At 38.0% G+C, this 14360-nt stretch carries 12 protein-coding genes and 1 pseudogene; 11 read left to right on the forward strand and 2 right to left on the reverse strand.

Features of this window, described 5'->3' with window-relative positions; translation table 11 throughout:
- The first annotated feature begins 63 nt into the window (after positions 1-63).
- From MUW56_RS22280 to MUW56_RS22305, 6 genes are all read left to right on the forward strand, one after another.
- Complete coding sequence (locus tag MUW56_RS22280) at positions 64-504, forward strand: response regulator (protein ID WP_292015265.1); 441 nt, start codon at positions 64-66, stop codon at positions 502-504.
- Positions 501-1406, forward strand: a complete 906-nt coding sequence (locus MUW56_RS22285) for a sigma-54-dependent Fis family transcriptional regulator (protein WP_292015266.1) — start codon at positions 501-503, stop codon at positions 1404-1406. Before MUW56_RS22280 ends, MUW56_RS22285 begins: the two co-directional genes overlap by 4 nt.
- 57 nt (positions 1407-1463) lie before the next feature.
- Entirely contained in the window at positions 1464-4937 is a 3474-nt protein-coding gene (locus MUW56_RS22290; RefSeq protein WP_292015267.1) for a PAS domain S-box protein, read from the forward strand.
- 167 nt (positions 4938-5104) lie between these two features.
- A complete protein-coding gene (locus tag MUW56_RS22295) occupies positions 5105-5542 on the forward strand; it encodes a response regulator (RefSeq protein WP_292015268.1) in 438 nt (145 codons plus the stop codon).
- A 13-nt stretch (positions 5543-5555) separates the two neighbouring features.
- Positions 5556-5774 carry a hypothetical protein gene (locus tag MUW56_RS22300; RefSeq protein ID WP_292015269.1) on the forward strand — a complete coding sequence of 73 codons (219 nt, stop codon included), beginning with the start codon at positions 5556-5558 and terminating at the stop codon, positions 5772-5774.
- Positions 5775-5896: 122 nt separating this feature from the next.
- Complete coding sequence (locus MUW56_RS22305; protein WP_292015270.1) at positions 5897-6607, forward strand: hypothetical protein; 711 nt, start codon at positions 5897-5899, stop codon at positions 6605-6607.
- Between the two features lie 1056 nt (positions 6608-7663).
- Here MUW56_RS22305 and MUW56_RS22310 read toward each other — a convergent pair.
- Positions 7664-7792 carry a hypothetical protein gene (locus MUW56_RS22310; RefSeq protein ID WP_292015271.1) on the reverse strand — a complete coding sequence of 43 codons (129 nt, stop codon included), beginning with the start codon at positions 7790-7792 and terminating at the stop codon, positions 7664-7666.
- Between the two features lie 202 nt (positions 7793-7994).
- Here MUW56_RS22310 and MUW56_RS22315 point away from each other — a divergent pair, with 202 nt between their 5' ends.
- Positions 7995-9140 carry a hypothetical protein gene (locus MUW56_RS22315; protein ID WP_292015272.1) on the forward strand — a complete coding sequence of 382 codons (1146 nt, stop codon included), beginning with the start codon at positions 7995-7997 and terminating at the stop codon, positions 9138-9140.
- Positions 9141-9195: 55 nt separating this feature from the next.
- On the opposite strand, the gene MUW56_RS22320 is transcribed toward MUW56_RS22315, so the two are convergent.
- Entirely contained in the window at positions 9196-9591 is a 396-nt protein-coding gene (locus MUW56_RS22320) for a Fur family transcriptional regulator (protein WP_292015273.1), read from the reverse strand.
- 87 nt (positions 9592-9678) lie between these two features.
- On the opposite strand from MUW56_RS22320, the gene MUW56_RS22325 reads away from it, so the two are divergent.
- The 4 genes and pseudogenes from MUW56_RS22325 (at position 9679) to MUW56_RS22340 (ending at position 14258) form a co-directional block, all read left to right on the forward strand.
- Entirely contained in the window at positions 9679-10017 is a 339-nt protein-coding gene (locus MUW56_RS22325) for a MerC domain-containing protein (protein WP_292015274.1), read from the forward strand.
- Positions 10018-10028: 11 nt separating this feature from the next.
- Positions 10029-11231, forward strand: a complete 1203-nt coding sequence (locus tag MUW56_RS22330) for a GTP-binding protein (RefSeq protein ID WP_292015275.1) — start codon at positions 10029-10031, stop codon at positions 11229-11231.
- Between the two features lie 77 nt (positions 11232-11308).
- Positions 11309-12703 (forward strand): annotated as a pseudogene (locus MUW56_RS22335) (alkaline phosphatase).
- 394 nt (positions 12704-13097) lie between these two features.
- On the forward strand, positions 13098-14258 hold the full coding sequence (locus MUW56_RS22340) for a phosphatidylserine decarboxylase family protein (RefSeq protein ID WP_292015276.1): 1161 nt from the start codon (positions 13098-13100) through the stop codon (positions 14256-14258).
- Positions 14259-14360: the final 102 nt, after the last annotated feature.

Here is a 14360-nt window from a genome sequence, read left to right on the forward strand (position 1 = left end):
TAAGTTACTATTGTTAAAAAATTCATATATTATTTGATAAATTTGTTGTAATAACTCGTTGCAATGCCAAATAGCACAAAAATATTCATAGTCGAAGATGACCTGTTTTTCGGTGAGATGCTGAAATACCACATGGCTCTTAACCCGGATCATGAGATCTTTTTATTCGACAGTGCAAAAGACTGCCTGTCAAACTTATATCTCAACCCGGATATCATCTGCACTGATTTTGGGTTACCTGACATGAAAGGAGATGTTTTATTTAAAAAAATCAAAGAATCCCGTCCTTCTATTCCCGTTATTATCATAAGCGGACAGGAAGATATAGAAACAGCCATCAACTTCCTTAAAGCAGGCGCCCATGATTATATTGTTAAGAATGAGCATACTAAAGAAATTCTTTGGAACAGTATCTTAAAACTAAAAGAAAATATTTCTTTAAAAAATGAAGTGGAGGTATTAAAAGGAGAGCTTGAAAAAAATACTCTTTTGAAAAAAGTATGATCGGGCAAAGTGATGCTATAAAAGAGGTCTTTAAAAAGATCAGCAAGGCTGTAAAAACCAATATCAATATTTCCATCACGGGCGAGACCGGTACAGGAAAGGAAGTGGTAGCCAAGACCATTCATTACAATTCCGACAGGAAAAATAAACCGTTTGTGGCCATCAATATGGCCGCTATTCCGAAAGACCTTATAGAAAGTGAATTTTTCGGACATGAAAAAGGTGCTTTTACAGGAGCTACAGCCAGAAATACCGGAAAATTTGAACAGGCAGACGGCGGTACTATTTTTTTGGATGAGATAGCTGAACTGGATATTAACCTTCAAAGCAAATTATTAAGGGCTTTACAGGAGAGAGAGGTAACAAGGATTGGCGGAACACAGAAAATAAAGTTTGATGCAAGACTTATCATTGCCACCCATAAAAATCTCGCTGAAGAAGTAAAAAAAGGAAACTTCCGTGAAGATTTGTATTACAGAATTGTAGGTCTTCCCATAGAGCTGCCTCCTCTCAGGGAGAGAGATCAGGACATTTTGGTACTTGCAAAGCACTTCATAAAATTATTTGCGAAAGAAAACAATATGGAAGCCCCAGTATTAAGTTCGGAAGCGATAAACAAGCTCATGAAATATCCTTTTCCAGGGAATGTAAGAGAACTGAAATCAGTCGTTGACCTTGCCTGCGTAATGACAGATCATGATGAAATACAGGCAGATGACATTCATTTTAACCCGATAGGGAACAAGGAGGATCTTTTTATCTCTGCCGGTAAAACCCTGAAGCAGTTTACTACAGAAATTATACTGTATCATCTGAAAAAAAATAATAATGATATTATGAAAACCGCGCAGATCTTAGATATAGGGAAATCAACCATTTACAATCTTTTACAGAATAAATAGCCGCTATACTTTCAGGAGGATGATTTTCTAAAAAACAACGAATAACCCACCAACATCATGGAATTTCATAGATTGCTTGAAGAACAGATAAAAAAACATCTCAAAAAAGACCGTCTTTCAGATCCTGATTTAAATAATTTTATCCGGGCGGTTAATGAATCGTATCATTCTTTTGAGAAAAATAAGAACAGCGATTTTCCACAAAATTCCATTGAACAGATTTACAGATCATGCGGACTTATAGATGAAAATATAAAAAATGCCGATCCACAGGACAGCTCTCAGCTGATCCGTTATTTTTCTCAGCAGATACAGAAAAGAAAAAATGCTGAAGCTGAATTGAATGAACAAAATGAACTGAAAAAGCTATTAATGAATATTTCCTCAGAATACATTAATATTTCATTTGAAAAAATAGGTTCAGCCATGAATAGCTCCCTGCAAGAAATGGCTGATTTCGTAAAGGCTGACAGGGCCTATGTATTTGCCTATAATTTTGAAGACCGTACATGTTCTAATACTTATGAATATTGTGCTTCCGGAATTATCCCCCAGATTGAAGAACTGCAGCATATTCCTCTCGACGCCATTCCTGAATGGGTGGAAGCACATCTTGCAGGAAAAAGCATTACTATTCCTGATGTAAATGCACTGCCTGAAGGACACCTTAAAGATCTTCTTTCTTCACAGGATATCAAAAGCCTTTTGGTCATTCCTATGATATTGAAGGAAAACTGTATCGGATTTATCGGTTTTGATTCAGTAAAGACTCAGCATCATTACAGCAAAACTGAAACAGAATTGCTTACTCTTTTTTCAAAAGTCCTGGTCAATGCCCAGGAACGTTTTTCAATCAAAAGCAATCTTACCAAGACGCTGGAATTATTAAAGATCTTTATTACCAATCTCCATTACGGCATTCTGATAGATGATTCCAATAGACGAATACTTTTTACCAACGATTTATTCTGTGAAATATTCGGAATCCATACCTCATCAAATGAAATAACAGGCAAAAGTTATGATGAAGTGGCAGAACAGATACGACATTGTTTCCAGGAAGAGCATATATTATCAGAAATAGAACATACAGCGCAAAATAGTACCGTCAGCGGAAAATTGGTAAAAACTGTAGACGGAAGGTTTCTGGAAGTTGATTATATACCAATTGATATAAAAAACGAACTGAACGGGCATATCTGGAAGTTTGATGATATCACAGAAAAAATATGCAACCAGAATCTGTTACAGCAGAGTGAACAAAGGAACCAGCTCATTATGGACTCGGCTATCAATGCCATTATTACGGTAGATTCCACAGGAGCAATTATTTTCTGGAACAAAAGTGCTGAAACGATTTTCGGATGGCCAAAAAATGAGGTAATAGGCAAAAATATTTTTGAGATAATCATTCCACAAAAACATGTAGAGAACTACAAAAACTATATGGACGCTGAAAAAAATAAAGTTCTCAATAAACAGATCCAGCTTCCTGCTGTCAGAAAATCCGGAGAAGAATTCCCCATGGAAATATCCATTATTTCATTTCAGCAGCAGGAGAAAGAATTTTTCTGTTCTTTTATCCAGGATATATCCGAAAGAAAAGGAGCAGAGCATAATATCAGGGTACAGGAGCAGAAGTACCGGAATATGATTGCCAATATGAACTTAGGCCTTCTTGAAGTGGATATGAATGAGGTAATACAATATGCCAATCAGAGTTTCTGTAATGTTTCCGGCTACGACCTGAATGAGATTATCGGCAGAAATCCTGCAGAGCTGTTTTTACATCATGAAAAGGATATAGAAACAGTAAAAAAGCAGATTTCACTCAGAAGAGGCGGCATTTCAAGTGTGTACCAGATTCCTGTAAAAAATAAATCAGGGGAATTGAGATGGTGGGCTATCAGCGGGGCTCCCAATTATGATGATAAAGGAAATCTGATCGGTTCCATAGGGATACATCTGGATGTTACGGATCAGAAGAGGCTGGAAGAAGATCTTCAAAAACAAAAAGAAAAAGCTCAGGAAGCCTCTAAAGCCAAAGAAGCATTCCTTGCCAATATGAGCCACGAAATAAGAACACCTCTTAATGCAATCATTGGTTTTTTACGGGAACTTGAAAAGCAAAAGCTTACATCTTCCCAGTCTGTTTTGGTAGAGAACAGTGCTCATGCCTCCCATCATCTTCTTTCCATTATTAATAATATCCTGGATATTTCTAAAATTGAAGCCGGAGAAATGTCGCTTGAAGTTAAAGATTTTTCTTTAAAAGATGCTGTTAATAATGTTATTAATATCCTAAGTCCAAAAGCAAAACAAAAAAAACTGAAGTTATATTCCCAATATTCGTCTGATCTGGCTTCTGCATTTAAAGGAGATCAGCTCAGAATAGAGCAGATACTTTTTAACCTTATCGGGAACTCATTGAAATTTACCCATGCAGGAGAAATAAAAATAGACTGTATCCTGGCGGAAGACAAACCGTCCGCCCAAAAAATAAAGCTGACCGTTTCCGACACAGGAATCGGAATGAGTAAAGGTTTTGCCGACAAAATTTTTAAAAAATTTTACCAGGAAGATGAAAGCATTGCCCGCAGATTTGGAGGTACCGGTCTTGGAATGGCCATTACCCAGCAGCTGATAAAATTAATGAATGGTAAGATTGCCATAGAAAGTGAAAAAAATAAAGGAACAGTTATAGAAATTACTTTAACATTCCCAAAAGGACATGCAGGAAATTTAACACGTAAAAAAAATAAGAACCATAAAACTTCTGTTGAAGGAATTAAAGTACTGCTGGTAGAAGATAATGCATTGAATAGGGTAGTAGCACAAAACTCTCTGCAGCATTTCAAATGCAGTGTTACCGAAGCAGAAAACGGTACTGAAGCCATAGCCGTCCTAAAGAAAGAAAAATTCGATATCATCCTTATGGACATTCAGATGCCTGAACTGGACGGAATAGAAACCACCAAAATTCTCAGAAAAGAGTATCAGCTTACCACACCCATCATTGCATTGACCGCAAATGCCTTTAAATCTGAAATTGAAAACTGCAAGTCTGCAGGCATGAATGATTATATCTCCAAGCCGTTTTCTGAAGAAATGCTGCTGGAAGTACTTTATAAATATACCAAGCATCTCATCCCTTCCGATGGTCAAAATAAAGTTTCGGAGATTTCTGCAGACGGGCTTTATGACCTTAGCTCAATAAGAGCATTAAGCAGGGGAGATGACGAGTTTATAAAAAAAATGCTTACCATATTTATTACACAGACAGAAAATGCAATTGGTGAGGCTCACAGCTGCCTTACATCCCAAAATTACCATGAAATTGCCAGGCTGATGCATAAAATAAGGCCCAGCATAGAAGGATTAGGGATCACCTCTATTGTAGAGGATATCAAACTGCTCGAAGCAAAAGCAAAAGAAGAGCCGGCATCAGGCCAGGAGATTGCCGCCCTTTTTGGTAAAATCGAAAAGGTCCTCCTGGAGGTATTAAGGCTGTTTATAAAAAATGAACTGTAACACATTCCGCCATACATGATAAAGACTTCCTTACAATGGAAGTCTTTTTTTTTCCAAAAATTAGCTTCTTTTCCAAAAAATGGAATATAAAAAATAATTAAAATACTGATAACCAAAATGTTAAACCAAGGCATTGAATGTGAATTTAGTGTAGAAAATCATATCCAATGAACCCAAAGCAATTAAAATTCTTTATTGTAGATGACGATCTTTTCTGTTCCAATGCCTACGAGCAATACCTGAAAAACCTCAGCTACACAGATGTCATTTATTTCAGTAATGGTGATGAATGCCTAAACAACCTTCATCTTAAACCTGATATCATATTCCTGGATCATGGTATGAATGATATGAACGGTTTTGAAACCCTGAAAAAAATCAAACGCTATAATCCCAATATTTATGTCATCATGGTTTCCGGCCAGAAGGAAATCAATATTGCAGTGGAAGCTTTAAAATACGGAGCTTTCGGCTATCTGGCAAAAGACACGACTGTCTGTGAAAAGATGCGTGAAATCATCAATAGGATTATCAGGATACAGGAAGAAATTGACAAAGGCTCCAGAAATAATGAATTTTACCGTCTCTTCTCCTTTTTTTTCTAAAAATAGTAACGGTATGAAAACCAATATCAACATCAGCCCTTTTATTTTGCTTTCATTCTGTGTATTCCTGTTTTCCTGTAAAACCAAGAATATTTTTGAAGAAAAAAAGCCAGCAGAAAACAGGGAAGATTTCAAATATGAAAACAACTACCGGTATAAGATCAGAAAAGATAAAATTACCCTTTCCGTATGTCAGGATGATCTCAGTGTGGGCTCAGTACATAGGATCTAAAATTCAAATGAAGTATACGGAAAATGGCTTCTGGTAGATAAAAACGGGAATATTGAAATCCCAAGGCTGAGCGTATGAACTTGACTAAGATATTATTGTAAACAGATTAAAAACAGAGTTGTATGGAAACAACTAATATTTCCCCAGAAAACAGGAACCGCAAATTCCTGAAAAGTATAAACCTCTTTCTTTTCATTATCCTGTTGCTGATGATTGCCGGATTTTTTACATGGAGTGAAAATATTATTATTACCAGGATCATAAAAGTAGCCGGAAGGACGGGAGTCATGTTTTCTTCCGTATTTATTTACTACCGCATCACCTGCTACGGTGGAGCCGGTTCTCTTGGATATAAGAATATACTTCCACCCGCCTTTTACATAGGATATCTCACTTTAGGCGCTATCTCCTTTGCCTGGAACAGCAACCCGGGATTTAGTGCTTTGCAGTGGCTGATGGTTCTTCAAAGTTTTGTATTTGCCTATTTCTTTATCAAAAGTCTTAAAACACTGGATATTTATTTTGAAGGGCATCAGATCTGGCTGTACAATCTCCTGGGAAATGCTGTATTTGTCATATACACTGTATTCGTAACAGGGATGTGGGCAGATCCTGACACTTTTTTCAGACTGACCAACGGAGGGGAAAAAGCCCAGCTGGGAGGGATCATCATGAATCCCAATGAACTGGGAATGCTTGCCGGAGCTGGAATAGCATGTCTTATTTTTGATTTATACCGTAAAAAAAACAAGCTTTGGATCATCATAAAAATTGCGGTCATTTTTTATGCCTTGCTTATGACAGGTTCCCATTCCTCATTGATGGAGGATTGATCATTATCTTCTTTCATATTAATCACAGCAAAAAAAGATTAAAAGTCGCGATTATCATGGCTGTACCTGCAGTGGCTCCTTTTGTAGTATTACCGAAGGGCTGCCGCAGGAACCTTTATTTGGACTTATGAGGATTGATTACGGAGAATTCTTAAAAATACCCATACCCATCCCGGAAAAATGCCCCACAATACTTGTATGCAGGTACTGATGAATCGGGGATTTTACAGGACTTGTTCTTGTTCTCTTTCAGGTTTTTTTACGATCAGAGCTAGTATAGCACAGAAAAAAGAACAGAAACCGGTGCTGATCGGAGTGCTTATTCTTATCCTTATTAATTCTTTCAGGTCATCATTTTCCCGGTAGCATCTGAAACAAAAATTTCTCAAATCATTCAACGAATAAAACTCTACAGAAAAACGCCCTGATCTTTCCAAAAAATGAACTGTTTTTTCCAAAATATGGAATTAAAAAAACAATAAAACAAATATAACTTATTGATTTACAGTAAAATAAAATAAAAGGCGTATTTTTTTCTTAATCTTTGGTACAGACAACGTATTATCATGGAAGGTTTATTTAAAAATTTAGGATATAGGGTTTCTCTCCATCCAGGTGAAAACCATCAAAAAATTTCTGTTTTGTTTATTAATAATCCGGATGGAAGTCTACGATGGATCTGGAATGCTAAAAATTCCCGTATGATCCATAGTAGATATTTAGCCCAGAATATGTATTCCTGGCTGGGTTGTCATTCACTGGCTTATAAAATCATTTCAGAAAAAAATCGTTCTCCACCCATATAAAAATTAAAAGTTTCAGATGAAGATACAGCAAAGTATATCATCCTATTTTATAAACTAAATAATTCTGACATTCTTAAAAAAACACAATTCTATTATAAATATCAACCTAACAACAATGTCAGAAAATTATTTGGACAAGGTGTTATTCGATTCTTTACAGAATGATGAAAAAGTAATAAAAGCTTTGAAAAAGGAAAGGTCCAATAAAGGATTGCGCTATTCCCTCAACACAATCCGCTATTTTATGGATTCATTTTCCTGAAAGGGCTTTGTTATTACGTTCAGTGGGGCAGATGGCGCCGGAAAATCCACGGTCATCTTTGATTTCTCTCGGGTTATTGAGAAGAAATTCAAAAGGCCATTGGTAATATTGCGTCATCGCCCCTCTTTTTTAGCCATTCTGAGTGTATGGACCAAAGGTAGAGAAAAAGCACATCAGGATGTGATAACAATTAAAGAATTAACCGGTACTATTCTAAACGCACATTGAAAAAATTTATTTTAAAAATTCTAAAACAGAACTGCAGCAATATAACTCAATTTTATATTATCAATATCTATTAACATTTAAAAAAACGATCATGAAGAAAATTAGCTTATTAACATGCATCATTTATTCTGTTCATTTCTTTACACAAGTAGGGATAGGAACCACTACTCCTGATCTGAACTCTGATCTTACACTAGGTTCAGCCAATAAAGGCCTTCTTTTGAATAAAGTTCCTTTAGCGTCAAATACATCTAATGTATACAGCGAGGGTATGCTTCTCTACAATACAGCGACAGCCAATGATCTAAGCCCGGGAATTTATGTCAGTAACGGTACTGCATGGAACAAAATTATTGATGCTCCTACATTAAATGGTATTATCTCAACTGGCTGGAAAACGACCGGCAATGCCGTATCATCTACAGACTTCATCGGAACTACCAATGACGAATCCCTCCTGCTGAAAACAAACAACAGGGAAAGGGCAAGAATAGACTCGGATGGAAAGGTTGGCATCGGTACCGTATCACCACAGGGAATAGTTGACATCACATCTGCCAGTTCAACGGTTGTTTTACCTAGAAACGCAAACCCCCCTGCCAATGTAACCAATCCTTTGGCGGGAATGGTTATTTATGACTCTTCCAATAAGACCCTACGGTATTATAATGGCACGCAATGGAGTACTATGATTTCTTCACAAACATTAACAACAGCCAATGAAGGGGTTGTAAAAATGAACAGTGGAGCAGGAGTGAAACCTTCATTTCTCTTCAGGACCTCAGGCGGAATTCCCCTGAACAGTTATCAGAACATTGCCTATCAGACTCCGGTAAGTCTTCTGGCAGACTTTTCACCGGCGCCGGCAACAAGCTGGCCCGAAAACATAGCTTCTCCTGCCGTGGGAAATATATATGATCAAAACAGTGGGAAATTTTTAGATAACTCTGTGGCAGGACAAATTCATACGTGGAGGGTAATTGTAAAATATGAAAATAAAAATAACGGATCAGTGGCTTTCGTTACAGTGAATATGGCCAATCCTTCCACTTCATTTTCAATAGATCAGACAGCCGTAGCTCCCAACGGCGTTACATCGGGTAATCTTGTTTTTTACTTAACAACAGTTGCAGATTCTTCATCCACTACAAACGGATACACCATTAAAATAAAATCTGATACAGCAATGGATGTCATCATTGACAGCATTACACGGGTTTCACAGGCTAAAGATTAAACGACAGAATTCATATACTTTTATTATAATCATAGGTAAAACGCTTTGCCTATGATTATGGTTTGCGATCGGAACATTTCGGACAAATTCCACTCACAACAAAATTATACTCCTGGGCGATAAAATGTTCCGGTAAACTGATTTCTGGAACAGCATTTTCAATACAGGTCACAGAATGGCATTCTTTACAGTTAAAATGAACATGATTGTGAAAATGCTGTTCACCTGAACACTTTCCACTGCATTTAGCAAAATTTACGACACCGTCGATATTGACAATCTTGTGAATAGCACCTTCATTTTCAAGTCTTTCCAAAACCCTGTAAATCGTAACTCTATTGCATAAATCTCCTAACTTTTTCTGAATATCGGAATGGGTAAGAGCCACATCAGAACCATTGATAAGGTTTAAAATTTCAGTTTTTGCCTGGGTATTTCTAATTTGTCTCATTTTTTAATGCAACAAAGTTGCGTTATTTATTTTTTTATACTTACTTTGCAACAAAGTTACAATAAGAAATTTAAATCCCTTATTTTTATGAAATCAAAAATTCTTGACACCATAGGAATCTCAGCCGCCTTTTTATGCCTGATTCACTGTATTATTTTTCCGTTATTGCTGATTATCCCTTTAGGAATATCACATAATCCTTATGTCGATCTGGCCTTTCTTATGATCGGAGCTGCAGTGGTATTCAGAGTAACCAGGCAGGTGGCCAGCCGCTGGCTGAAATGGCTGTTTTGGGGCTCAGTGAGCCTGATTTCCGTTTCAGTGATGACAGATCTGATCTTTGACGTTCATCTTCCCTTCATCTATGCAGGGGCTGTAGGTCTTATAACAGGACATATCATCAATTTTAAAAATCATAAACATTAAGAATACATCCCATGACTAGGAAACTTCCTGTAACTGTACTGAGTGGCTTTCTCGGAGCCGGAAAAACCACCTTACTGAATCATATCCTCCATAATAAAGAGGGGCTGAAAGTGGCTGTGATCGTCAATGATATGAGTGAAGTGAATATAGACGCACGTCTTGTTGAGAATCAGAATACGCTTTCAAGAACAGAGGAAAAGCTTGTGGAAATGAGCAACGGCTGCATTTGCTGCACACTCAGAGAAGACCTGATGCTGGAAGTGGAACGCCTGGCTCATGAAAACCGTTTTGATTATCTGTTGATAGAAAGTACCGGAATCAGTGAGCCTATCCCGGTAGCTCAGACATTCACTTATGTGGATGAACAAAGCGGAATTGACCTTTCCCGTTTCAGCTATATAGATACCATGGTCACTGTAGTGGACTGCTTCAATTTTATGAAAGACTTTGCCTCCCACGAGCGGCTCATGGATCGCGATCTTACCGACATGGAGGAGGATTACAGAACCATTGTCAATCTTCTTACAGATCAGATTGAGTTTGCCAATGTCATTATCCTCAATAAAACGGATCTTATTGATTCAGAAACCCTTGGATTTTTAGAAACCGCTATAAAAAAACTAAACCCTTATGCCGTGATTCTTCATTCTGAATTTGGGAAAGTTGACCCCAAGCATATCTTAAATACCCTGCTCTTTGACTTTGATAAAGCACAATCTTCCGCCGGCTGGCAAAAGGAACTACAATCTGACCATCATAATCCTGAAACCGAAGAATATGGAATAAGTTCTCTTGTATTCAGAGATAAAAGGCCTTTCCATCCTGTAAGACTGTGGGAATACCTTAACCATCACTATCCTGAAGGAATTTTAAGAGCCAAAGGTTTATTTTGGCTGGCTTCCAGACCGGCTGATGCCTTGAATTTTTCTCAGGCCGGAGGTTCTTTCCGTTTAGAAAAAGCGGGAGTCTGGTGGTGCAGCATGCCTATGAATCACCGGGCACAGTATTCTTCATTTATAGAAAATCAGGATTTTATTGAAAGCAGATGGGATAAAGACTGGGGCGACAGGATCAATGAACTTGTTTTTATCGGGCAGCATCTGGATAAAGACCAAATGCAGCAAGACCTTCAGAATTGCCTGATCACTGATCAGGAAAAAGAACGGATCGAACAGAAACAAGACTTTGAAGATCCTTTTCCGGAAAACATTTAAAATTAACCTTTAATTAATGCAACAAAGTTTCAATAATTAACTTAATACAATAACTTGCCGCATTATTTTTACAACCTATGGACAGAAGAAAATTTCTAAAAGGGTCAGCATTGCTTTCAGGATTAATGGCCCTATCTCCATCAGAGCTTTGGAGTTTCCAAAAAAATAGGGAGCAGCCTCATCTTGGAAAAGCCAAAAACATCATATTCATGGTGAGCGACGGGATGAGTCTCGGAACCCTTTCAATGGCTGATCTCTATTCCAGGAATATATTGGGCAGGGGAAGCAACTGGCTCAATCTGTATCATGAGAAAAAGGTATCACGGGCATTGATGGACACGGCTTCAGTCAGTTCTATTGTAACAGATTCAGCAGCCGCAAGCTCAGCTTTCGGAGGTGGAATAAGGGTGAAAAACGGCGTTTTGAATATAGGAGCCAATGGGGAAAAGCATCTTCCCGTCTGGCAAAAGTTCAAAAAGGCCGGAAAAAAAGCAGGCTGTGTAACAACGGTTACGATTACCCATGCAACACCTGCCGGTTTCTGCGTCAATTCTGCGAGGAGAAATGCAGAGCCCCAAATTGCAGAAATGTATGCAGAACTTGAATTAGACGTACTGATGGGAGGCGGTGATGAATTTTTTAATCCGGAAAAAAGAGAAGATAAAAAAGATCTCTATTCCGTTTACAGGAAAAAAGGCTACCAGGTTCTGAAAGATCGTACTGACCTGAAAGATATCAAAAAAGGAGAAAAATATTAGGAATCTTCAGTACCGGAGCTTTACCCTACAGTATCGACAGGACCCATCTTCCTGAATTTAAAAATACGCCAACGCTAGCGGAGATGGCAAAAACGGCCATTGACCAGATGAAAGAGCACCCCGGAGGTTTCGTTCTCCAGATAGAAGGCGGAAAAGGTAGACTGGTCTGCCCATGCCAATGATGTGGCAGCATTGATTCATGATCAGCTGGCATTTGATGAAGCCGTAAAAACCGTGATAGATTTTGCTGAAAAAGAGGGGAATACCCTGGTCATCATCACAACAGATCATGGAAATGCCAATCCGGGAACCATTTACGGAGCGGAGGCAACCAGTAACTTCAACAGTATCTCATCTTATCAATATACCAATGAATATATCCTGAATAAAATTCACAAAGATTATTCTGTAAAAGATATTAAAGACTGGATCTACGAAGCCAATAAGCTGGTTCTGAATGATGATGAAGCCAAACATCTGCTGAGTTTTTATAACGGACTTGAAAAAGAGGAAGGACTCTATAATTATAAAAAGCTTCCTTTTAAACTCTATTCTGAAATTCAGAAAAGCCGTAATTCGGTGGGGTGGATCAGCATGGACCATTCCGGAGATTATGTGGAAGTGGCAGCCTATGGCCCCGGAAGGGAGCTTTTGCAGCCTTTTGTCAAAAATACAGAGCTGCATGATTTAATGCTGAAAGCGTCTCAGATATAACCCAAAAATATTTTTTTTCATATATATTACATTTTTAACAGGTTTTGGAAACAGAGTGAATGGTATTCACTCTGTTTTATTGTATATCCGTTCCATTTTCAGTCAATTACAGGGTGTATTCTATGTATTTCTACCTATTTCACATTAAGTAGAAATACTATTGCCGTATTGTATAAATAGAGGTAACTTTATAGTAGGTGACAAAAAAATAACCTTAAAATACTCATCTTATGAACCATGTAAAATACAGAGTAGGGAAATGGCTTCCCTCAGACAGAAATTTTCTGAATAACTGGTTGAGAAAAAAGTAGATCAGGCCAGAAACAACAAACTTCCGTTAAATCCTGCTGTTGCTGATCTTAGAGACGCTATATATAATGATCCTGTTTTATATATGAGCTTCACCAGTATGTATGATGAAATTCCACAGGGCTACAATGAGCCGGTAAAAAACTTTGAGACCATGCTGCTTATCATTAATCAGGTTCTGCAGGAAGCTCCTTGTTACAGTACCATAGAAGATAATGTAGGACTGGTAGGTTTTCCCATCAATGCTATTGTAGACTGGGCAATGGGGACCCAGGCAGGCTATTTAACATTTCTTCATCCTGTGGTCAACCAAAAATTAAGCGCTATCTTAGGAGAATGGAAAGCATTTCTGGAATCTCCGGCATCACAATATGTCCTGGTGAACGGTCCTGTAAATCAACCGCAACCGGATTATACCAATCCCATAGGCTGGTTTTCCCCGGAAGCCCTGGAAGCTATTGCTGCAATGGATCCGCTTAGAGGAAAAGGAAATAATCCCGAAGATCCATTGCAAAATTTCATTTACAATTATCAGTGCCAGCCTGACCAGCCTTATTTCGGATTTAAGAGCTGGGATGCTTTTTTTACCAGAGAATTCAACCCCGGGGTAAGAGAAGTAAGCGATGAGGATAAAGATCCTTCGGTAATTGTCAACGCCTGCGAATCAGCACCCTATAATTGTGTTGCCAATGCCCAGATGAAAGATAAATTCTGGATGAAAGGACAGCCTTATTCCTTACTGGATATTATGAACCATCATGAACTAGCCAGCCAATTCGGTGATAACAGTACTGTTTATCAGGCATTTCTTTGTGCAAAAACCTATCATCGGTGGAACAGTCCTGTAGATGGTACCATTGTAGCGATTCAGAATGTTCCGGGAACCTATTATGCCGAAGCTCCTATTGAAGGGTATGATCCTTCGGGCCCTAATGATTCTCAGGGATATATTACGGAACTGGCAGCGCGCGCATTGATATTCATCCAGTCAGATAATGAAAAAATAGGGCTGATGTGCTTCGTAGCTATTGGGATGGCGGAAGTTTCCAGCTGCGAAATTACTGTTAAAAAAGGCGACCATGTTAAAAAAGGAGATCCTATTGGTACCTTCCATTTTGGCGGATCTACCCATTGTCTGATCTTCAGGCCTGAAGTCAATATTGATTTTGATTTTCACGGGCAAACTCCATGTTTAAATACCTATAACATTCCTGTGAAAGCAAGAATTGGTGTGGTAGCTAGCTAGATAAGGTTGCCTGTGAGTATTTATATTCAAAGAAGTAGTGTATTTTCTACTTCTTTGATTTTTTATAATATCTTCATTACAGAAAGATCAATTAAAAATAAG

The sequence above is a fragment of the Chryseobacterium sp. genome, assembly GCF_022869225.1.
Lineage (GTDB): Bacteria > Bacteroidota > Bacteroidia > Flavobacteriales > Weeksellaceae > Chryseobacterium.